Here is a 19,578-nt window from a genome sequence, read left to right as displayed (position 1 = left end):
GGTCGGGCGGCGGGCCGCTCAGCGGGTCACGAACGTCCCGGCCGCGCGGTCGTGCCAGGCCCGTCGGCGGGGCCGGTCCACCAGGCACCACAGGCTGCCCGGCACCCCCAGGAAGGCGTACACCAGCCAGCGGCCCAGAGCCGCGCCGAAGCCGGGCGGGCGCAGGGTGGCGGCGGCCAGCACGCGCACGCCGAGCAGCTTCTTGCCCGGGGTGAGGCCCCAACGGGCGGTGGGCAGGGCCTCGTAGAGGACCCCGAAGAGCAGTACGGCACCGAGCACGAGGCCCAGGTACCCGGCGGTGGTGGCGTCGAGCAGGTACACGGTGGTGGTGCGCCCGCCCGCCCGGGCGGCGTCGACCTTCGCCTCCAGATGGGCCGTCACCCGGGGTACGACGGGCAGCGCGACGGCCGCGGCGACGGCGGCGTGCACGAGGGAGTCCAGCAGCCGTGCCGTCCCCCGCCGCCCCAGCCCGGCGGGGCGCACGGCCCGCTCCGCCATCCGCTCGAAGACGGCCCGGCTGTCCTCCGGGACGGCCGGCGCCGGCTCCTGTGCCCGCTCCGGCGCCTCCGGCGGGGCTGTGGGGGCGGCCGCGCGGGACCGCGGGGGCGCGGCCGCCTCGTGCGCCCCGGGGGCCCGCCGCCCCGGCGCGGGGGCACGGCGCTCCGCCGCGGGGGCACGGCGCTCCGGCCGGGCGTCCCACGGTTCGGGCTCGGGGGCGCGTACCGGCTCGGGGGCGCGCTCGGCGGCCCGGTGCTCCGGCTCGGGGGCGCGGCGTACGGGGTGCGGCTGGGCCTGGGGCTGCGGCTGGGGCTGCGGGCGTTGCTGAGGGGCCTCCGGGGCGGCCTCCGGCCAGCTGGAGGTGAGGCCCGAGGCTCCGGTGCCCGGGGCGTCGGGCCAGGCCGGCGGGCGGGCCGACAGGATGCCGACGCTCTCGGCGGCGGCCTGCGCCGGGAGCCGCTGCGCGGTGGCGGCGGCCGCGGGCCGGGCGAGGGAGATCCCGGCGGGCCGGGCGGGCTCGGGCTCCGCCGGGTCGCCCCAGGAGACCCGCGCGTCGCGGGGCCCGCCGAAGCCGGCCTGGTGCACCGGATCGACCTGCCACCCGCCCGGGGCGCGGCCCGCCTCCGGTGCGGCCCCGTCCGGCCGGCCCCGGCCGCCGTCCCCCGGCCCGGCGGGGTTCCCCGCCTCCGGGGCGGGGGCGTGCCCGGCCCCGGGGCCCGGGCGGGGGGCCGCCTCGGCGCCGTACCCCCATGCCCCGCCCGGAGCGGCGGCCGGGCCCGGGTCCCGCAGGGCCTCCGTCATCGAGGTCTCGTCCAGGAAGACCGGCCCCGTCTCCTCCACCCGGACGGCAGCGGGAACGGCGGGACGGCTCGTACCCGGGACCCAGGACGCGCCGTTCCAGTACCGGACGTACCCGGGAATGGACGGGTCGGGGTAGTAGCCCTCGCGGGCCGCGTGCTCTCCGTCACCAGGGGAGGCCGTCAATGTCCCCAACTCCGATCGTGGCTTGAGGCTTGTGCAGGGGAGGACCCAAGGGGAGGACCATAGCCAAGAACCCCCTCCCGGCAGGTCCGGTAACGGGAGATTCCAAGCGTTCGGGCGAACCTCGCCCCACCCTCACCCCAGCCGACGGAATCCGGTCAGCCGACAGGTTTCGGCCAACCTGACATTCGGTGCGGAAAACCGCGTCATACCCGGGCACGAGCGGGCTCTCTCCTCGTGCGGGGCGAGAACCGTCCCGCGTCCGCCGACGAACGCACCGAAGTGAGGCCGCGATGAACCACCCCGTCATCGAGCGCGAACTCGAACTGAAGCTGGTCCTGTCCCCCGAGCGCAGCATTCCCGTCCCCGCGAAGCTGCTGTACCTCGCGAGTGACCCGTACGCCGTCCACGTCACCTTCCACACCGGCTCCAGCACCCCGGTCAACTGGACCTTCGCCCGCGAGCTGCTCGTCGAGGGCGTGTTCCGCCCGTGCGGCCACGGAGACGTCCGGATCTGGCCCGTGAAGATCGACAGCCAGTCCGTCCTGTGCATGGCGCTGTCCTCCCCCGACGGCGACGCCCTCCTGGAGGCCCCGGCCTGCGCGGTGTCGGCCTGGCTGGAGCGCACCCTGCGCGTGGTCCCGCCGGGGACGGAGGCGGAGCGGCTCGGCCTGGACGCCGCCCTGGCCGTGCTGCTCACCCCCACGCCCGCCGACGAGCTGTGGCTGCGCGACCCGTGGCCCTCGGACGAGTCCGCGGACGGTGACCTGTGACCGGCGCCGAAACCGGGACGGGGACCGAGACCGGAACCGAGACCGGAACCGAGACCGGAACAGGGACCGGAACCGAGACCGGAACAGGGACCGGAACAGGGACCGGAGCAGGGACCGGAGCAGGGACCGGGACCGCGGACCGGGCCTCAGAAGAGCTTGCCGGGGTTCAGCAGCCCGAGCGGGTCGAAGGCCTGCTTGACGGTGCGCTGCATCTCCAGCCCGACCGGGCCGAGTTCACGGGCGAGCCATTCCTTCTTCAGCACCCCCACCCCGTGCTCCCCGGTGATCGTCCCGCCCAGGGACAGCCCCAGGGCCATGATCTCGTCGAAGGACTCCCTGGCCCGCCGCGTCTCGTCCTCGTCCGCGGGGTCGAAGCAGACCACCGGGTGGGTGTTGCCGTCGCCCGCGTGCGCGCAGACGCCGATGAGGAGTTCGTACGCCGTGGCGATGACGGCCGTCCCGTCCAGCATCTCGGCCAGCCGCGACCTCGGCACGCACACGTCGTCGATCATCGTGGCGGGCCGGAGCGCCTCCAGGGCGGTGAGGGACATCCGGCGGGCCTGGAGCAGCAGTTCCGACTCCGCCTCGTCCTCGGCGGGTACGACGGCCCCCGCCCCGGCGGCGGTGCACAGCCTGCCGACGGCCTCCAGGTCGGCGGGCGCGTCCGGGGTGTCGAAGGCCGCGAGCAGCAGCGCCTCCGTGGTCTCGGGCAGGCCCATCTTCCCGAGGGCGTTGACGGCGCGGACGGTCGTACGGTCCATCAGTTCCAGCAGCGAGGGCGTCAGTCCGGCCTCCATGACGGCGCAGACGGCCTCGCAGGCGGCGGCGACCGAGGGGAACTCGGCGGCGAGCGCCAGCTGTCGCGGCGGCGCCGGCCGCAGGGCGAGGACGGCCCCGACCACCACCCCGAGCGTGCCTTCGGAGCCGACGAACAGCCGCGTCAGGTCGTACCCGGCGACGCCCTTGGCGGTACGCCGCCCCGTGCGCAGCAGCCGCCCGTCGGCCAGGACCACGTCCAGCCCGAGCACGTACTCGGCGGTGACCCCGTACTTCACGCAGCACAGCCCGCCGGACGCGGTGCCGATGTTGCCGCCGATGGTGCACTGCTCCCAGCTGGAGGGGTCGGGCGGGTAGTAGAGGCCCTGTTCGGCGACGGCCCGCGAGAGGACGGCGTTGACCACGCCCGGTTCGACGACGGCGATCCGGTCGACGGTGGAGACCTCCAGGATCCGGTCCATCTTGACGAGGGACAGCACGATGCAGCCGTCGGAGGCGTTGGCGGCCCCGGAGAGGCCCGTACGGGCGCCCTGCGGGACCACGGGGACCCGTAGGGCGGTGGCGGTGCGCATGACGTGCCGCACCTGCTCCACGGTCCGCGGCAGGACGACGGCGGCGGGGGTGCCGGCGTCGCAGAAACCGGCGGTGTCGCGGGCGTAGGAGGCGGTCACCTGAGGGTCGGTCAGCAGCGCTTCGGGCGGCAGTCCTTCGCCGAGTCGCACAATGAGATCGTCATCCATGTGGCCAGAGTGGCAGCCGGGGCCATCGGTGTGAACACGGCCGCGACCGGCTTCGGACACCTCGGCGGGCTCTTCATATTGACGCACAGTGAGCGCATGCACGGTTTCGACGAGCAATCCCAGCAGCCCGCGCCGCCCGTGACCTTCACCGGACGCAAGACGGTCGTGGCGGCCGCGGTCGCGGTGGTCCTGATCGCCGGGGCCCTGCTGATCCGCCCGGCCCGCACCGGGGACGACGCCCGCCCTCCGGGGCCGAGCGAACGGGCCGCTTCGGCGGTGGGCATGGGCGCCCCGGCGGCGGCGGTGGACCTGACGGCGCTGGTGACGGACCGGGAGAAGTGGGTCGCCGCGCATCCGGACGACGACGCTTCGTGGGCGGTGCTCGGCTCGGCGTACCTGGAACAGGCCCGGCGGACGGCCGATTCCGCCTGGTACCCGAAGGCGGAGAAGGCGCTCAAGCGGTCGCTGGAGGTCCGCCCGGCCGAGAAGGGCAACTTCGACGCGATGACGGGCATGGGCGCGCTGGCCGGTGCCCGGCGGGACTTCGCGACGGCGCGGAAGTGGGGCGAGCTGGTACGGGCGCAGGCGCCGCGGCGCTGGACGGCGTACCCGGTCCTGGTGGACGCGTACACGGGCCTCGGCGACTACAAGGCCGCGCAGCGGGCGATGGAGCGGCTGCTGGAGCTCCGGCCGGGCCTGGCCGCGCACCTGAGGGCGGCGCAGGTCTACCGCGACCGGGGCTGGCGCGAGGACGCGGTGGTGGCGCTGGAGGCGGCGGGCGGCGAGGCGAAGGCCCCTGCGGAGAAGGCGTACGTGCTGTTCCGGCTCGGGGAGCTGGCGTGGGAGCGCGGCGACCCGTCGGAGGCGCTGCGCCAGTACGAGGCGGCACTGCGCACCGACCCGGGGCAGGGCGAGGCGCTGGGCGGCCGGGCCAGGGCGCTGGCCGCGCTGGGGCGGGGCGGGGAGGCGGTGCGGGACTACCGGCTGGCGCTGGGCCGCACCCCGCTGCCGGGGCTGGCGCTGGAGCTGGGCGAGCTGCTGGACTCGCTGGAGCGGCCGGAGGAGGCTCGGGCGCAGTACCGGTCCCTGGCGGTGCTGGCGGCGGCGGGCGGTGCGAACGGGGTGAACGAGGAGGTCGTCCTCGGCCTGTACGAGGCGGACCACGGCGATCCGGGCCGGGCGGTGCAGCGCCTGTCGGCGGAGTGGGGCCGGCACAAGAGCGTGCAGGTGGCCGACGCGCTGGGGTGGGCACTGCACAAGGGCGGCGAGGACGCGCAGGCGCTGGAGTACGCGAAGAAGGCGACCGACCTGGGGCTGCGGAGCGCGGAGTTCTCCTACCACCGGGCGGTGATCGAGCGCGGGCTGGGCGACGAGGCGGCGGCGCGGCGGAGCCTGCAGATGTCGCTGCGCACGAACCCGGTGTTCTCCCCCGTGCGGGGGCCGCTGGCGAAGGAGGCCCTGGCGTCGGTCGGGCAGCCGCCGGCGGGCGGTCCGGAGAACATGCAGCCGCGCACTCCGTGGGTGGCACCGGAACTCCCGAAGCCGAGGCCCGCGGCGCCGAAGCCCGCGGCGGCCCCGAAGCCGAAGCCGAAGCCTGCGGCGCCGAAGCCGAAGCCCTCCCCGGCCGGCACGTAACCCGCCGCTGCGCGGGGCCACTCCCCTACCCGCCCTTCGCCCGTTCCCCGGGCTGCGCCCGGACCCCTTGGGGGCTCCGCCCCCAGACCCTCCCCCAGCTACCGCTGGGAGGTGCCCCCAGCGCCTCAAACGCCGGCGGGGCTACAGATAGCCCCGCCGGCGTTTGAGGCGACGGGCGCGCAGCGCCCGTACGGGGTCAGGGGCGGAGCCCCTGGGAACGGTGGAAGGGAGGGTAGGGGACCTCGCCCCGCGCAGCGGCCAACCACCCGCACCCGACCCACCGGCCCCCGCCACCCGAACCGGCCCCGCCCCGCATCCGACGGCCGGAGGCTGTCGCAGCGGCGCGAAGCCGGGGAGGCCGCCTGCGGCCGAGCCGCGCGAGCGGCGCGTCAAGAAGGGCAGCGCCGCAACCTACAGGTTGCCCCGCTTCTCCTGCTCCCGCTCGATCGCCTCGAACAGCGCCTTGAAGTTGCCCTTGCCGAAGCCCATCGACCCGTGCCGCTCGATGATCTCGAAGAACACCGTCGGGCGGTCCTGCACCGGCTTGGTGAAGATCTGCAGCAGGTAGCCGTCCTCGTCGCGGTCCGCGAGGATCTTCAGCTCGCGCAGCTCGTCGATCGGCACGCGCGTGTCGCCGACCCACTCGCCGAGGGTGTCGTAGTAGGTGTCCGGCACGGACAGGAACTCCACGCCCGCGGCCCGCATCGTGCGCACGGTGGCGACGATGTCGTTGGAGGCCAGCGCGATGTGCTGGACGCCGGGGCCGTTGTAGAAGTCGAGGTACTCGTCGATCTGCGACTTCTTCTTCGCGATCGCCGGCTCGTTGATCGGGAACTTCACCTTCTTGGTGCCGTCCGCGACGACCTTCGACATCAGCGCCGAGTACTCGGTCGCGATGTCGTCGCCCACGAACTCCTTCATGTTCGTGAAGCCCATGACCTTGTTGTAGAACGCGACCCACTCGTTCATGCGGCCGAGCTCGACGTTGCCGACGCAGTGGTCGATCGCCTGGAAGGTGCGCTTGGCCGGCGGGGTGCCGATCGGCTGGGCGGCGACGTAGCCCGGCAGGTAGGGGCCGGTGTAGTCGACGCGCTCGACGAGGGTGTGGCGGGTCTGGCCGTAGGTGGCGATGGCGGCGAGCACGACGGTGCCGTTCTCGTCCTTGACCTCGTACGGCTCTTCCAGGCCGCGCGCGCCCTGCTCGACGGCGTACGCGTAGGCGGCGCGGACGTCCGGGACCTCGATGGCGAGGTCGATGACCCCGTCGCCGTGCTCGGCGACGTGCTCGGCGATGAAGCGGCCGTGGTCGGTGGTCGCCTTGATGACCGAGGTCAGGACGAACCGCGCGGCGCCGTTGGTCAGGACGTAGCTGGCGGTCTCGCGGCTGCCGGTCTCCGGTCCGGAGTAAGCCACGAGCTTCATGCCGAAGGCGGACGAGTAGTAGTGCGCGGCCTGCTTGGCGTTGCCGACGGCGAAGACGACCGCGTCCATCCCCTTCACCGGGAAGGGGTCTGCCTCACGCGCGGTCTGCGGGGTGGTGTCCAGGGTCTCAGTCATGAGCGCAGATTCCCGCGCTTCCACAAGCTGCGCAATAGTTTCGATTTCTTCTGTACACAATGCCCAGCGAAGCCCGAGGATGACTGAGAGATCTGTGCAGTATGACCAGCCGATCGAGGGAAGGCTTCCATGGGCATCGACGAACTCGACGGCCGCCTCATCGTCCTGCTGGCCCGCGAGCCCCGCATCGGCGTGCTGGAGGCCTCGCGGCGGCTGGGCGTGGCGCGCGGGACGGTGCAGGCGCGGCTGGACCGGCTCCAGTCGAACGGGGTCATCCGCGGGTTCGGCCCGCAGGTGGACCCGACGGCGCTCGGGTATCCGGTGACGGCGTTCGCCACGCTGGAGATCAAGCAGGGGCAGGGGGCGGACGTACGGGCGCACCTGGCGGGGGTTCCGGAGGTACTGGAGCTGCACACGACGACCGGGCACGGGGACATGCTGTGCCGGCTGGTGGCTCGGTCGAACGCCGACCTCCAGCGGGTGATCGACCGGGTGGTGGGCTTCGAGGGGATCGTGCGGGCGTCGACGGCGATCGTCATGGAGAACCCGGTGCCGCTGCGGATCATCCCGCTGGTGGAGCAGGCGGCCGCGGACGGCTGAGCCCGCCGCACCCCCCGCTCCCAGAGTTCCAAAGAAGACGTTGCAAAGAAACCCTTGCATAGAAACCTTTGCAACCCTATCGTTGAGGCATGCCCGAAAAGAACGCCGAAACCCCTCCGGGGGAGCCGCAGCCGCCCAAGGTCCGTACGCTGGACTCCCGCTCCCTGCGGGGCCTCGCCCACCCCCTGCGCATACAGCTGCTGCGCGCCCTGCGCATGAGCGGCCCGGCAACCGCCTCCCAGTTGGCGGAGCGGCTCGGCGAGTCCAGCGGGGCCACCAGCTACCACCTGCGCCAGCTCGCCGCCCACGGCTTCATCGAAGAGGCACCGGAGCACGGCAAGGGCCGCGAGCGCTGGTGGAAGCCCTCCCACGACGGCACGAGGCTCGACGACTCGCTGAGCTTCGACGACAGCCCGGAGACGCGCGGCGCGGCCGAGGTCTTCCTGGCCGAGATCATGAAGATCCACACGCAGGAGCTGACCTCCTGGCTCGGCGAGTCCGTCGACTGGTCGCCGGCCTGGCGCGGCTCCAGCGACCTCAGCGACTTCACCCTCCGGCTGACCGCCGAGCAGACCCACGAACTGGTCCACAAACTCCACGAGTTGATCAACAGCTACCGCGACCTGCCGCCCGCGGAGAACCCGGCGGACGTGGAAACGGTCCGCTTCCACACCCACGCCTTCCCCCGCCGCGCCGCCGAGTAGCCCTCCCCCGCTCCGCAGAATCCGAAGCATCCGCAGAAGGAGTCCCGCCATGCACACCTTCACCCACGCCCGGATACACACCGCCCGTACCGCCGAACTGGCCGCCGAGGCCGCCGCCTGGCGCCTCGCCCGGGAAGCCGCCCCCGCCGGCTCCCCCGCCCTCCCCGCCCTGCGCAACCGGCTGGGCGAGGCCCTGGTCGCCATCGGCACCCGGCTGCTCCAGCCGGTTCCCGCCCATGCCCGCGTGCGGCACCACGCCGCATGAGCCGCCGGCCCTTCACGGCCGTCCTGGCCGCCAACACCATCTCCATCGCCGGCAGTTCACTCACCCTGATCGGCGTCCCGTGGTTCGTGCTCCAGACCACGGGGAGCGCCGGCCGGGCCGGGATCGTCGCCTTCTGCGCCACCCTCCCGGTCGTCGTCGCGGCCCTGGTCGGCGGTCCGGTCATCGACCGGATCGGCCGCCGCCGGGTCTCCGCCGCCTCCGACGTGATCTGCGCCGCGTCGATCGGGGCGATCCCCCTCCTCCACCACGCGGGCCTCCTCGACTTCTGGATGCTGTGCGCGCTGATGGCGGTCGGCGGCCTCGTGCACACCCCCGGCCTGACCGCCCGCTACGTCCTGCTGCCCAGCCTCGCCGAGCACGCCGGCACCACCGTCGCCCGGGCGGCGAGCCTCTACGACGCCGTCTCCCGCGGGGCCCGGATGCTCGGGGCCGCGGTGGCGGGCGTCCTGGTCACGGCCTTCGGCGCGGACACGGTCCTCCTGCTGGACGCGGCGACCTTCGCCGCCTCCGCCCTCCTGGTCTCCGCCTTCTTGCGCGGGGTCCCCGCCGCCGAACCGCAACGCACCGCCGAGAAGCCCTCGTTCGCCGCCTACCGCGCCGAGCTGGCCGAGGGATGGCGGTTCCTGATCCGGTCGCGGCTGCTGCTGGGCATCACGCTCATGGTGATGGTGACCAACGGCCTCGACCAGGGCTGGTCCTCCGTGCTCCTGCCGGTCCACGGCCGCGAGGACCTCGGCGGCGCCACCACCCTCGGCCTGATGGTCTCCCTCTTCGGCGGCTTCGCCCTGCTCGGGGCCCTGCTCTACGGGGTCTGGGGCGAGCGCTTCCCCCGCCGGGCGGTCTTCGCGGGCGCCTTCCTGGTCTCGGGGGCCACCCGCTACGTGGTCGCCGCCTTCACCGACACCCCGCTGCCCCTCGCGGTGACCATGGCCCTGGCCGGCCTGGGCGCGGGCGTGCTCAACCCGATCCTGACCACCGTGATCTCCGGTCTGGTGCCGGAGGACATGCGCAGCCGGGTCTCCAGCGTGAGCATGGCGGGCGGCGAGCTGGCCATGCCGATGGGCGGACTCGCGGCGGGCCTGCTGGTCGACGCCTCCGGCGTGAGCACGGCCCTGCTGGCCTTCGCCGCCGTCTACCTCCTGGCGACGCTGTCCCCGCTGGTCTTCCCGTCCTGGCGCGGCCTCGACGCGAAGCCCTCCGTCAGCAGGACGGCACCGAGTCCGGCTCCCGGTCCAGCGCCCGCAGCGAGTTCACCGCATCCGTCAGCGAAGTGACGGGGATCAGCTGGAGGCCCTCGGGGAGCTCGGACTTGGCGTCCGAGCACTCCGCCTTCGGTACGAGGAACACGGTCGCGCCGTCGCGGCGCGCGGCCTGCGTCTTGAGACCCACGCCGCCGACCGCGCCGACCGCGCCGTCGGCGCCGATGGTGCCCGTGCCTGCGATGCTGCGGCCGCCGGTGAGTTCGCCTCCGCTGCCGTCGCCGTCGATCTTGTCGACGATGCCGAGGGTGAAGAGGAGTCCGGCGCTCGGGCCGCCGACGTCGGCGAGGTTGAGCTGGACCTTGATGTCCTTGGGGTCCTTCTTGAGGTAGCCGAGGGCGGCGGCCGCGGCGGCCGACTGCGACTGGGCCATTTCCTCCAGGTTGTGCTCCTCGATCTGCTTGTCGCTCCCGCCCGAGGGATACACCGCCTCCCGGGGCATGACCGCCTGGTCGGTCTTGAACCAGTGGCGGACCAGTTCGGGCAGCTTCATCGTCGAGGAGGGGCCGGTGGCGCGGATGGTTGTCATCCGGAGCTGGCCCTTGGTGTCGCGGACCGGGGCGCCGGTGATGGTGATCACCGGCTTGCCCTGGTCGGAGCCCAGTACGTCGGCCGTGGGGCCCGGCACCGCCACCACGAAGGGCAGCGGCGCGAGGGCGGCCACGGCGAACAGCCCGAGGACGGGCGCGGCGCAGACGGCCAGGGCGGCGGGACGCGGCAGACGTGTGAGGCGAGAGAGCACCCGGCCAATCTACCGACCCGGGCGGCCCTGCCCGTTCCGGCGGGCCCGGAGCCGGACCGCCGCGGCCTCCCCGCGACGGCCTGGCGGCCCGGCGGGAAGGAGCGGTGCGGCGGTGACGGCGACGGCCCGACGGCGGCTCAGCGCAGGGCGTCGGCGACCTCGCGGGCCGCGTCGACCACGCGGGGCCCGACCCGCTCCGGCACGGCGTCGGCCAGCATCACGACGCCGACGCTGCCCTCCAGGCCGGTGATGCCGACGAGCGGTGCGGCGGCGCCGCTGGCGCCCGCCTCCAGCTCGCCGTGGGTGAGGGTGTAGCCGGGCTCGATGAGCGAGCCCTGACGGGCGGCCAGGATGGCCCGGCCGGCCGCGCCGCGGTCCAGCGGGTGGCGGAAACCGGCCCGGTAGGCGACGTGGTAGTCGGTCCAGGTGGGCTCCACGACGGCCACGGCGAGGGCCTCCGTGCCGTCGACGAGGGTCAGGTGCGCGGTGGCCCCGATGTCCTCGGCGAGGGAGCGCAGCGCGGGCAGGGCCGCCTCGCGCACGAGCGGGTGGACCTGCCGGCCCAGGCGCAGGACGCCGAGCCCGACGCGGGCCCGGCCGCCGAGGTCGCGGCGGACCAGGGCGTGCTGCTCCAGCGTGGCGAGCAGGCGGTAGACGACGGTGCGGTTGACACCGAGGCGGTTGGAGAGCTCGGTGACGGTCAGACCGTGGTCGGTGTCGGCGAGCAGCTTGAGGACTCTGAGTCCCCGGTCGAGAGTCTGGGAGGTTTCCGCGGTCACGACGCCTCTCCCTCTGTATTAGGTGGGCGGCGGTGACTCTCACACGGTGCAGCGCTGCCGGTCCCTCGGCGACGCACGGAGAGGCCGCCGGTAGCGGCCAAGGCACCGGCTGCGCTCCCGCGGCGGCGCTGCCACGGGGCGTTCGATGCGGGGACAGTAGCGAGCGAGTCCGCTGAGCGAAAGGCCTCGTCCAGAATCCGGGCGCCTACTGCCGGTTTAAGGCGTTTTCTGCCCGGGGCTGTATCGATTCGTAATGTCCCCTGACCGAAAATCGGTTTACACGGCCATTACTCTGATCGTGTTCAAAAAGATGTTGGGGGGGCGGGGCGCAATGTGCCTCGGACGCACACCAAGGGGAGAGAAGCAACAGTGAAGCTGAAGCGCATGGCCGTCGTGGCCGCCGCAGCTGTCGTCGGCCCGACGGTCCTCATGGCCACGCCCGCCATGGCGGACGAGGCCAACAACACGGCCGTCACGACGCCGGACGCCGCGCCGAAGGAAGACGCCGCGCCCGCCGCCGAGACCCCGGCGAAGCCCGCCGCGGAGAAGCCGGCCCCGGCCGCCGAGACCCCGGCGAAGCCCGCCCCGGCCCCGGCCAAGCCCGCCGCCGAGACCCCGGCCAAGCCGGCTCCGGCCCCCGCGCCGCAGGTCGAGGACGAGGACGAGGACCTGGTCGCGACCGGTCCGGTCATCGGCATCGGCGGTGTCCCGAGCTCCTTCAAGGCGGGCGGCGGCTGGACCAACCTGACCTACACGGTCGACAACTCGAAGGGCAAGGCGCAGGAGAGCTACGTGCTCGTCCTGGGTGTCGCCGCCGAGGCCCGCGGGCTGACCGCCAAGGACGTCCAGGTCCAGGTCTTCCACCAGGGCTCCTGGCACGACGTGGAGATCATCGGCGAGGGCGGCGCCGCTGTCGCGCTGCTGACCGACGACATCTCCATCCCGGCCAAGAAGGTCGACCTCCAGGTCCGCGTCAAGTTCAGCGCGGGCGCCCCGGTCAGCGACATCGTCGTCATCGGCACCGGCGGCAGCAACGTGGACGACGACGTGTGGTCCGACACGACCATCGTCGAGTCGAAGATCGTCAAGAGCTCCACCGGCGGTGGCAACACCGGCGGCAACACCGGTGGCAACACCGGCGGTGGCAACAACACCAAGCCGAACGGCGGCGGCACCACCACGCCGATCGTCGACACCAACACCGGCTCCGGCAACACCGGCGGCAGCACCAACACCGGCGGCGAGCTCGCCGAGACCGGTGCCGACGCCGCCACCAGCTGGGCGCTCGGCGCCGGCGGTGTCGCCCTCGCCATGGGTGCGGCCCTCGTCGCCGGCACCGGCCGTCGTCGCCGCCCGACCGCCTAAGCGGTAAGGCCCCACGAGAACGGGGTCCGTGCGCAACCCGCGCACGGACCCCGTTTCCCGTTCTCAGGGAAGGCTCACCGCATCCGGGTGGCCCACTCCTGCACCTTCTTGATCCGCTCCTTCAGCTGCCCCGCCGTCGCCTCCGCGCTCGGCGGCCCGCCGCACACCCGGCGCAGCTCCGTGTGGATCACCCCGTGCGGCTTCCCGCTCTGGTGGACGTACGCGCCCACCATCGTGTTCAGCGACTTCCGCAGCTCCAGCAGCTCCTTGTGCGAGACCACCGGCCGCCGCTCGGCCGGCAGCTCCAGCAGGTCCGACTCCGCGTCCGGCTTGCGGCGGCTGTGCGCGATCTGCCGCGACTGCCGCTTCTGCAGCAGCAGCTGCACCTGGTCCGGCTCCAGCAGCCCCGGGATGCCGAGGTAGTCCTGCTCCTCCTCGCTGCCCGGGTGCGCCTGCATGCCGAACTCGGCACCGTCGTAGAGCACCCGGTCGAAGACGGCGTCGGATTCGAGGGCCTCGAAGGACATCTGCTCGTCCTCGCCGGTGTCCTCGTCCTCCTGCCGGTTCGCCTCGTCCATCTCCTTCTCGGACTCGGCGTACGGGTCGTCGTCCTCGCCCGCCTTCTTCGGGCGGTCGAGGACGTGGTCGCGCTCGACCTCCATCTCGTTCGCGAAGCCGAGGAGGTAGGGGATCGTCGGAAGGAACACGGACGCCGTCTCGCCGCGCCTGCGCGATCGCACGAAGCGGCCGACGGCCTGCGCGAAGAACAGCGGGGTCGAGATCGTCGTCGCGTACACGCCCACCGCGAGGCGCGGTACGTCGACGCCCTCGGACACCATGCGGACCGCGACCATCCAGCGGTCGTCGTTCGCGCTGAAGGTGTCGATGTTCTTCGAGGCGCCCGTGTCGTCGGAGAGCACGACGGTCGCCTTGGTCCCGGTGATCTCCCGGATCAGCTTCGCGTACGCGCGCGCCGCGTCCTGATCGGCGGCGATGACCAGCCCGCCGGCGTCCGGGATGCCCTTCCTGACCTCCGTCAGGCGCTGGTCGGCGGCGCGCAGCACGTTCGGCATCCAGTCGCCGCGCGGGTCCAGCGCCGTGCGCCAGGCCTGCGAGATGGCGTCCTTGGTCATCGGCTCGCCGAGGCGGGCCTCGATCTCGTCGCCGGCCTTGGTGCGCCAGCGCATGTTGCCGCTGTAGGACAGGAAGATCACTGGCCGGACGACGCCGTCTCCGAGGGCGTTGCCGTAGCCGTAGGTGTAGTCGGCGGAGGACCGCCGGATCCCGTCGTTGCCCTCCTCGTACGTGACGAAGGGGATCGGGTTGGTGTCCGACCGGAACGGCGTACCGGTCAGCGCCAGGCGCCGGGTCGCCGGGTCGAAGGCCTCCAGGCAGGCCTCGCCCCAGGACTTCGAGTCGCCCGCGTGGTGGATCTCGTCGAGGATCACCAGGGTCTTGCGCTGCTCGCAGCGGTTGCGGTGCAGCATCGGGCGCACGCCGACGCCCGCGTAGGTCACGGCGACGCCGTGGTAGTCCTTGCTCAGCGGCCCGGCCGAGTACTCGGGGTCGAGCCGGATGCCTATGCGGGCGGCGGCTTCCGCCCACTGCTTCTTCAGGTGCTCGGTCGGCGCGACCACGGTCACCTGCTGGACCACGTGGTGGTGCAGCAGCCAGGAGGCGAGGGTGAGCGCGAAGGTGGTCTTGCCGGCGCCGGGGGTGGCGACCGCGAGGAAGTCCCGCGGCTGGGTCTGGACGTACTTGTCGAGCGCACCCTGCTGCCAGGCTCGCAGCTTGCTGGCGGTACCCCAGGGGGCACGGCCGGGGAAGGCGGGTGAGAGGTGGTGGGAGGCGGTAGTAGTCACGGTCTCCGGTTCGTTGCTCTCGGCGGTCGTGGCAGTCGTGGCCGTCCCCGCCGACGTGGTGGTCGTACGTAGGACAACCGGGCCACCTTACCGGCGCGGGCCCGCCCCTCGCGGAGGGACAGGCCCGTGACCTCGGCGGGTGCGGCGAGGGTCACACACGACGCCCGGCGTCCCCCACCCTCCGCCGCGCACGCGTCACAGCGAGCTCAACCGCCCGGCGATCAAGGCGAGATCGGCCTCCCGCCCGGCCGCGACGTCGATGACCAGGGCGTACGCGGCCTCCTGGTCGGCGTCGGCGAGATCCACCCCGTTCACGGCGAGGAAGGCCGCCGCGGCGAGCCAGGCCGTGCGCTTGTTCCCGTCGACGAGGGGGTGGTTCACGGCGATGCCGTGCAGCAGCGCGGCGGCCTGCTCGTAGAGGTCCTCGTAGGCGGGAACCCCGAACATGCGCGCCCGGGGCCGGTGCACCGCCGACTCCAGCAGCCCGGGGGCGCGCAGCTCCACGGGCTGGTCCCGGGCCAGGCAGGCGTGCCGGGCGAGGTCCAGGACCTCGGCGAGGGTCAGGTGCCTGACCGGGGCGGCGCTCACTGCCCGAGCCGGTTCAGGAGTCCGGCGTGCCGCTCCGCCAGCCGCGAGGCCTCGGACCCGACGCGCTCGCGCTCCCGGCGCAGGTGGGCCCGTACGGCCTCCAGCGCCAGGGCCTCGGGGGTCGTGGCGGTGGCGTCGGCGAGGTCGGCCAGCTCGGCGCGCTCGCCGTCGGACAGCGGGAGGACCAGCCCGTTCGCATTCGGGTTCGTGTTCACGTCAACGTTCACGTGCGGAGCGTAACCAGCGGGGCCGGTCCGCCCCACACCCTTTTCCGCAGGCGGCCGGCCTCAGGCGTCCGCCCCCTCCGGCACCGGGTCCAGCCGGGTCGCCACCCACGCCCCCACCAGGGCCACGCAGGCCATCGGCAGGAACACGACGAGGAACGCCGCCGGGTGCGAGGCACCCTCCGAGGCGGCGGCCACGTGCCCCGCGCCCACGGCCCCGCCGCCCAGCGCGGCGAACGCGGCGCCCCCGGCCGCCAGCAGCACCACGTTCGCCAGCGCGTCCGAGATCTGCAGCGCGGCCGAGTTCGCGCCCGCCTCCTCCGGCGCGGACAGCTTCAGCAGCAGCACGCTGGTCGAGCCGATCACCAGCCCCATCCCGAGCGAGCCCACCGCCCAGGCGAGCGCCAGCGTCCACACCGGCACCGCCTCGACCAGCACCGCCGGGGCCGCCGCGATGGCCACGGCCACCATCACCATCCCGGTCACCATCAGCCGCTCCCGGTAGGGCGCCGTACGGCCCTGCGACTGCACCCACGAGCCCAGCGCCCACGTCACCCCGCCCAGCGCCAGCGAGAAGCCCGCCCAGGTCGGGCTCAGGCCGCGCTGGGTGACCAGCATCAGCGGCACGAAGCTCTCCGCCCCGATGAACGCCCCCGCCGCCACCCCGCGCAGCAGCACCACCGACGGCAGCCCGCGCCGCGCCCGGTAGGTACCGCGCGGCAGCAGCCCCAGCACCGCCGGCACCAGCAGGGCCGCGCCCGCGACACCCGGCAGCAGCGACAGCCACCGCAGGTCCTGGGCGGCGTACTGGAGCAGCCCGGCGCCCAGCGAGATCCCGAGCGCCAGCCGGATCCGCCGCCGGTCGAACGCGACGGGCGAGGCGGGGTCCACCGGCCCGGAAGCGGTGCGCCGGATCGCGGGCAGCGCCACCATCAGCGGTACGACGACCAGCGCGGGGATCCCGAGGAACACCCACCGCCAGCCCAGGTGCTCGGTGACCGTCCCCGCGGCCAGCGGCCCGACGATCGAGGGCACCACCCAGCTCGCGGCGAAGGCCGCCATGATCGCGGGCCGCAGCCGCTCCTCGTAGGCCCGGCTGACCACCACGTACAGGGCGACGATCACCAGCCCGCCCCCGAACCCCTGCACCGCCCGCCCGAGGACGAACACCCCCATCAGCTGCGCGGTCCCGGAACACACCAGCCCGGCGGCGAAGGCCCCGATCCCCACGGTCAGCGGCCGCAGCGGCCCCTGCCGGTCGGCCCACTGACCGGACAGCACCATGGCGAAGAGGCTGGTGGTGAAGTACGCGGAGAACCCGAAGGCGTAGAGCCCGATCCCGTCCAGCTCCCGCGCGGCGACGGGCATCGCCGTCCCGACGGCGGTGGCCTCGAAGGCGATCAGGAAGATCACGGAGATGATCCCGACGCTGAGCGCCCGGTACGCCGGCCCGAGAATGCCGCCCTGCGGTGGCGGGGCGGCGTCGCTGGCATCGGCTATCCGGGGTTCAAGGGCGCTCATCGCCCCAGAGTAAGGTCCACAGCCCGCTCTCGCCCCTGTCATTTAGGCGGATCCCGCCTCGTCCGCCCGACCTAGGTCCGCGAGCCCGTGTGAACGCGGCATGGCAGTCACGTTGCAGCCCCCGCGCCACCCTTCCCCGGCCACCCCGGGCCCCCGTACGTTCGTACTCGTCACCACACACCCAGCCGTGTGCCCGAGTGGTTGAGGGACTCGCCTGCAAAGCGGGTTACGCCGGTTCGATTCCGGTCACGGCTTCTGCGCGGCAGCACGAAGGCCGTCCGGGGCCAAGAGCCCCGGACGGCCTTCGGCGTACTCCCGGCCTGCTCCCGGGCCTACTCGCCGGGCTTCGTCTGTGCCTCGTGGCCCTGCTGCCGCGCGATGGAGTTGCCGGACCCGTACCCGATCCGCACCGCCTCGACGAGGTCGTTGCCGAAGTCGCCGTTGGGGTCGATGCCGTGGCGCCTCACGAACTGCCGCATCGGCGCCTCGGCGCTGTGCTCACCGGCCTGGAACATCGCCTTGTTGGAGGCGTGCGTCTTCCCGGCGACCTCGTCCTCGTGCTTCTCCTTGGCCTCGTCGGACCACTCTCCGATGACTCCCGAGGCGGCCTGCTCCACGGCACCGCTGCCGGTGTCCACGGCCAGCGGGACGACCACCGCCGCCGCACCGGCCGCGGCGGCCGTGGCGGGCAGGAAGGCCACACCGGCGGCGATCACGGCAGTGGTGCCGAACTCGACCCAGTGCGAGCTCCGCTCGTGCGCCTTCTCGTACGCCTTGTGCTGCTTCTCGCCGAGTTCCCGGACCTGCGCGGCCCGGGACTCGTCGAGGATGCCCTGCGCCTCGGCGCCGGTACGGACCACCGCCCGGGCCTGGCCCTCGTCGACCGCGCCGTGGGCCACCTGATGCTCCAGAACGCTCGCCGAGTGGACGCGTTCGGCGGTGGACACGGTGGCGTAGGCGTCGGGGTGCTGGCCGAGGGCGGCGAGCAGGTCGCGGGCGCCGTCGCGCCCGAACTCCGCGTGCGCCTGCCCGTCACCGGCCCGCGGAGCGAAGACGCTCTGCTCCCCCTCGTCGTCCAGCGCCCGGTTCACGTCGTCGACGTACCCGGCGGTCATGTGCCCCAGGCTGTCCGCGAGGACCTCGTGGTGCTTGAGCAGTTCCGCGTCGCCCCCGTACTTCAGGGCGACGGCCTCCATCACCCGGGCCCCTCCCCCGGTGCGGTGGAGCTGCGGCCGGGGGTCGTCCCAGGCGTGGCCGAGGGTGGCTGCTTCCAGGGCGTGGCCCAGGGCGTCGGGCATGTACTTCCGGGTCTTCGCGAGGTCGTCCGGGTTCACGCCCTCCATGTCGATCGTGGCGCGGTACTCCTCGTCGGCGAAGAAGTCGAGGTACGTGGCGACCGGCTTGCCGGCCGCGTCCCTGCCCAGGTCGGGGGTGCCGGGCTTCACGGTGCCGTCGAAGTTGTAGGCGTGATGAGGACGAGGCGGATCCGGGTCGAAGAACTCGGCAGCGGCCGCCGGGCTGTGGCCCAGGGCCTCCAGGAAGCTCACCACCGGGTCGTAGCCGGCGCCGTTGATCCCGGACGGGTTCAGCATGTTCCTGCCGTAGCCGCTGCCCAGCTGGCGGCCCCGGTTGAAGAAGTCCGGGTCCTTGGCGTGGATCTGGGTGGCGTGCTCGGCGATCGGTACCAGGAACCCGGGGTCGTAGTTCCCGTAGCGCATGATCCCGCCGAGCAGCTGGTACCCGAGCGGCGGGTTCTGCTCGTACCGCCCCAGCGGGACGTGCTGGGTGCCGAGCCTGCGCAGCTCCTGGGCGTAGCTGTCGGGCAGGTGCGGTTCGGCCGTGGAGCGGGTGGCGGTGGCCAGGTTGAGGCCCAGGTTCCGCTGGAGCTCCCGGACGTCCGTCAGGCGCTGCTCGTCGAGCTCGCCGTACGAGTACGTGTCGGCCGACATCTGCCCGAAGAAACGGAGCGCCCCCTCGGGGCCGAGGTTCCCGTAGAAGGCGGTCGAGAACTCCGCCTTGGCCGCGTTGTCGCCCAGCAGCTCGTTGAGCTCCGCCAGCTCGGTGTGCGAGAGGTCGCGGCCCTTGCGGGCGAGGTCGGTCGCGCGGCCGGCCTGCTCGGCGGTCAGGCCGGCGTACTTCGGGGCGCTGAAGTCGTGGCCGTCGGCGACGTTGGCGCCGAGGAGGCGGGCGAGGGAGCGGTCCACGTCGTCGCAGGCGTCGACGGCCGCGTCCACCTTCGCCTGCCAGCGGGGGAGGTTGACGCGCAGGGACTCCTGGTAGTCGGGGTCGTGGCGCGCCGCGTTCCGCTCCTGTTCGGTGGCGAGCGGCAACGCCTCGACCTTCCCCTTCCCGTCCACCCGGAACCCGGCGGCGGGGGCCTCCTCCTCGGCGATCCTCCTCAGCCGGTCGCGGGAGGACCTGAAGGTGTCGTGCCCCTGGGCGAGGGCCCGGTGGATGCCCTCGGCCGCCTTGGCGGCGTCCTCGAACTCCTTGGCCGTCTTGGCGACGAACGGCCGCGCCACGCCCGCGGTGACCCCGCTCCACTCGGCCTTGTCGGCCTTGGCCTTCATGCCGTTGCGGGCGGCCTCGGCCAGTTCCTCCAGCTTGGCCGCCATGGCCTGCCAGTCGCGGACGGCGGTGGCGAGCTTGTCGACCGGGGCGTTCAGCGCGTTCTCGTACGTCACCAC

General features: G+C 73.5%; 17 protein-coding genes and 1 tRNA gene. 8 read left to right on the top strand and 10 right to left on the bottom strand.

What is annotated here, in order from left to right:
* Nucleotides 1-18: 18 nt before the first annotated feature.
* Nucleotides 19-1,482, bottom strand: coding sequence for an RDD family protein (locus OG553_RS21220; protein ID WP_405980498.1), 1,464 nt, complete (start codon nt 1,480-1,482; stop codon nt 19-21).
* Between the two features lie 290 nt (nt 1,483-1,772).
* On the opposite strand from OG553_RS21220, the gene OG553_RS21215 reads away from it, so the two are divergent.
* Complete coding sequence (locus OG553_RS21215) at nt 1,773-2,252, top strand: SsgA family sporulation/cell division regulator (RefSeq protein ID WP_405980497.1); 480 nt, start codon at nt 1,773-1,775, stop codon at nt 2,250-2,252.
* A gap of 146 nt (nt 2,253-2,398) precedes the next feature.
* On the opposite strand, the gene OG553_RS21210 is transcribed toward OG553_RS21215, so the two are convergent.
* The gene (locus OG553_RS21210; RefSeq protein WP_405980496.1) at nt 2,399-3,769 is read right to left on the bottom strand and encodes an FAD-binding oxidoreductase; all 1,371 of its coding nucleotides are present in this window, start codon (nt 3,767-3,769) and stop codon (nt 2,399-2,401) included.
* Nucleotides 3,770-3,865: 96 nt separating this feature from the next.
* On the opposite strand from OG553_RS21210, the gene OG553_RS21205 reads away from it, so the two are divergent.
* Nucleotides 3,866-5,404: a tetratricopeptide repeat protein gene (locus tag OG553_RS21205; RefSeq protein ID WP_405980495.1), complete on the top strand. Its 1,539-nt coding sequence runs from the start codon at nt 3,866-3,868 to the stop codon at nt 5,402-5,404.
* A gap of 411 nt (nt 5,405-5,815) precedes the next feature.
* Here the strand turns inward: OG553_RS21205 and hppD are convergent, their stop codons facing one another.
* Nucleotides 5,816-6,961, bottom strand: a complete 1,146-nt coding sequence (gene hppD / locus OG553_RS21200; RefSeq protein ID WP_405980494.1) for a 4-hydroxyphenylpyruvate dioxygenase — start codon at nt 6,959-6,961, stop codon at nt 5,816-5,818.
* 129 nt (nt 6,962-7,090) lie between these two features.
* Between hppD and OG553_RS21195 the strand changes: the two genes are divergently transcribed.
* From OG553_RS21195 to OG553_RS21180, 4 genes are all read left to right on the top strand, one after another.
* The gene (locus tag OG553_RS21195) at nt 7,091-7,561 is read left to right on the top strand and encodes an Lrp/AsnC family transcriptional regulator (RefSeq protein WP_405980493.1); all 471 of its coding nucleotides are present in this window, start codon (nt 7,091-7,093) and stop codon (nt 7,559-7,561) included.
* An 89-nt stretch (nt 7,562-7,650) separates the two neighbouring features.
* Entirely contained in the window at nt 7,651-8,265 is a 615-nt protein-coding gene (locus OG553_RS21190; protein ID WP_405980492.1) for an ArsR/SmtB family transcription factor, read from the top strand.
* A 49-nt stretch (nt 8,266-8,314) separates the two neighbouring features.
* Nucleotides 8,315-8,530 carry a hypothetical protein gene (locus OG553_RS21185; protein WP_405980491.1) on the top strand — a complete coding sequence of 72 codons (216 nt, stop codon included), beginning with the start codon at nt 8,315-8,317 and terminating at the stop codon, nt 8,528-8,530.
* Entirely contained in the window at nt 8,527-9,825 is a 1,299-nt protein-coding gene (locus tag OG553_RS21180) for an MFS transporter (RefSeq protein WP_405980490.1), read from the top strand. Before OG553_RS21185 ends, OG553_RS21180 begins: the two co-directional genes overlap by 4 nt.
* Here the strand turns inward: OG553_RS21180 and OG553_RS21175 are convergent.
* Together OG553_RS21175 and OG553_RS21170 are read right to left on the bottom strand one after the other, a co-directional pair.
* Nucleotides 9,752-10,552, bottom strand: a complete 801-nt coding sequence (locus OG553_RS21175; RefSeq protein WP_405980489.1) for a S16 family serine protease — start codon at nt 10,550-10,552, stop codon at nt 9,752-9,754. The genes OG553_RS21180 and OG553_RS21175 overlap by 74 nt on opposite strands.
* A 137-nt stretch (nt 10,553-10,689) precedes the next feature.
* On the bottom strand, nt 10,690-11,331 hold the full coding sequence (locus OG553_RS21170; protein ID WP_007264382.1) for an IclR family transcriptional regulator: 642 nt from the start codon (nt 11,329-11,331) through the stop codon (nt 10,690-10,692).
* A 369-nt stretch (nt 11,332-11,700) separates the two neighbouring features.
* Between OG553_RS21170 and OG553_RS21165 the strand changes: the two genes are divergently transcribed.
* Nucleotides 11,701-12,696 (top strand): LPXTG cell wall anchor domain-containing protein, encoded by a 996-nt coding sequence (locus OG553_RS21165; RefSeq protein ID WP_405980488.1) that lies wholly within the window; start codon nt 11,701-11,703, stop codon nt 12,694-12,696.
* Between the two features lie 74 nt (nt 12,697-12,770).
* Here OG553_RS21165 and OG553_RS21160 read toward each other — a convergent pair whose 3' ends face one another.
* The 4 genes from OG553_RS21160 to OG553_RS21145 all read right to left on the bottom strand — a co-directional run bounded on the left by OG553_RS21160 (nt 12,771) and on the right by OG553_RS21145 (nt 16,891).
* A complete protein-coding gene (locus tag OG553_RS21160; RefSeq protein WP_405980487.1) occupies nt 12,771-14,558 on the bottom strand; it encodes a DEAD/DEAH box helicase in 1,788 nt (595 codons plus the stop codon).
* Between the two features lie 195 nt (nt 14,559-14,753).
* Nucleotides 14,754-15,146, bottom strand: a complete 393-nt coding sequence (locus tag OG553_RS21155; RefSeq protein WP_405980486.1) for a type II toxin-antitoxin system death-on-curing family toxin — start codon at nt 15,144-15,146, stop codon at nt 14,754-14,756.
* Nucleotides 15,143-15,373, bottom strand: coding sequence for a hypothetical protein (locus tag OG553_RS21150; RefSeq protein ID WP_405980485.1), 231 nt, complete (start codon nt 15,371-15,373; stop codon nt 15,143-15,145). Before OG553_RS21150 ends, OG553_RS21155 begins: the two co-directional genes overlap by 4 nt.
* A 60-nt stretch (nt 15,374-15,433) precedes the next feature.
* Nucleotides 15,434-16,891: an MFS transporter gene (locus OG553_RS21145; RefSeq protein ID WP_405980484.1), complete on the bottom strand. Its 1,458-nt coding sequence runs from the start codon at nt 16,889-16,891 to the stop codon at nt 15,434-15,436.
* Between the two features lie 183 nt (nt 16,892-17,074).
* Here OG553_RS21145 and OG553_RS21140 point away from each other — a divergent pair.
* Nucleotides 17,075-17,146: transfer RNA gene (locus OG553_RS21140), tRNA-Cys, on the top strand.
* Between the two features lie 77 nt (nt 17,147-17,223).
* Here the strand turns inward: OG553_RS21140 and OG553_RS21135 are convergent.
* Nucleotides 17,224-19,578, bottom strand: a complete 2,355-nt coding sequence (locus tag OG553_RS21135; protein ID WP_405980483.1) for a hypothetical protein — start codon at nt 19,576-19,578, stop codon at nt 17,224-17,226.

Origin of the sequence: Streptomyces sp. NBC_00158, from assembly GCF_045160885.1 — a bacterium.
GTDB lineage: Bacteria > Actinomycetota > Actinomycetes > Streptomycetales > Streptomycetaceae > Streptomyces.
Note: the sequence above shows the minus strand (reverse complement) of the source record. Positions and strands in the feature narration are given on the sequence as shown.

Excerpts from the sequence above, each read along its gene's own strand:
- OG553_RS21215 (WP_405980497.1), top strand. The coding sequence starts at position 1,773 with ATGAACCACCCCGTCATCGAGCGCGAACTCGAACTGAAGCTGGTCCTG.
- OG553_RS21210 (WP_405980496.1), bottom strand. The coding sequence starts at position 3,769 with ATGGATGACGATCTCATTGTGCGACTCGGCGAAGGACTGCCGCCCGAA.
- OG553_RS21205 (WP_405980495.1), top strand. The coding sequence starts at position 3,866 with ATGCACGGTTTCGACGAGCAATCCCAGCAGCCCGCGCCGCCCGTGACC.
- hppD (WP_405980494.1), bottom strand. The coding sequence starts at position 6,961 with ATGACTGAGACCCTGGACACCACCCCGCAGACCGCGCGTGAGGCAGAC.
- OG553_RS21195 (WP_405980493.1), top strand. The coding sequence starts at position 7,091 with ATGGGCATCGACGAACTCGACGGCCGCCTCATCGTCCTGCTGGCCCGC.
- OG553_RS21190 (WP_405980492.1), top strand. The coding sequence starts at position 7,651 with ATGCCCGAAAAGAACGCCGAAACCCCTCCGGGGGAGCCGCAGCCGCCC.
- OG553_RS21185 (WP_405980491.1), top strand. The coding sequence starts at position 8,315 with ATGCACACCTTCACCCACGCCCGGATACACACCGCCCGTACCGCCGAA.
- OG553_RS21180 (WP_405980490.1), top strand. The coding sequence starts at position 8,527 with ATGAGCCGCCGGCCCTTCACGGCCGTCCTGGCCGCCAACACCATCTCC.
- OG553_RS21145 (WP_405980484.1), bottom strand. The coding sequence starts at position 16,891 with ATGAGCGCCCTTGAACCCCGGATAGCCGATGCCAGCGACGCCGCCCCG.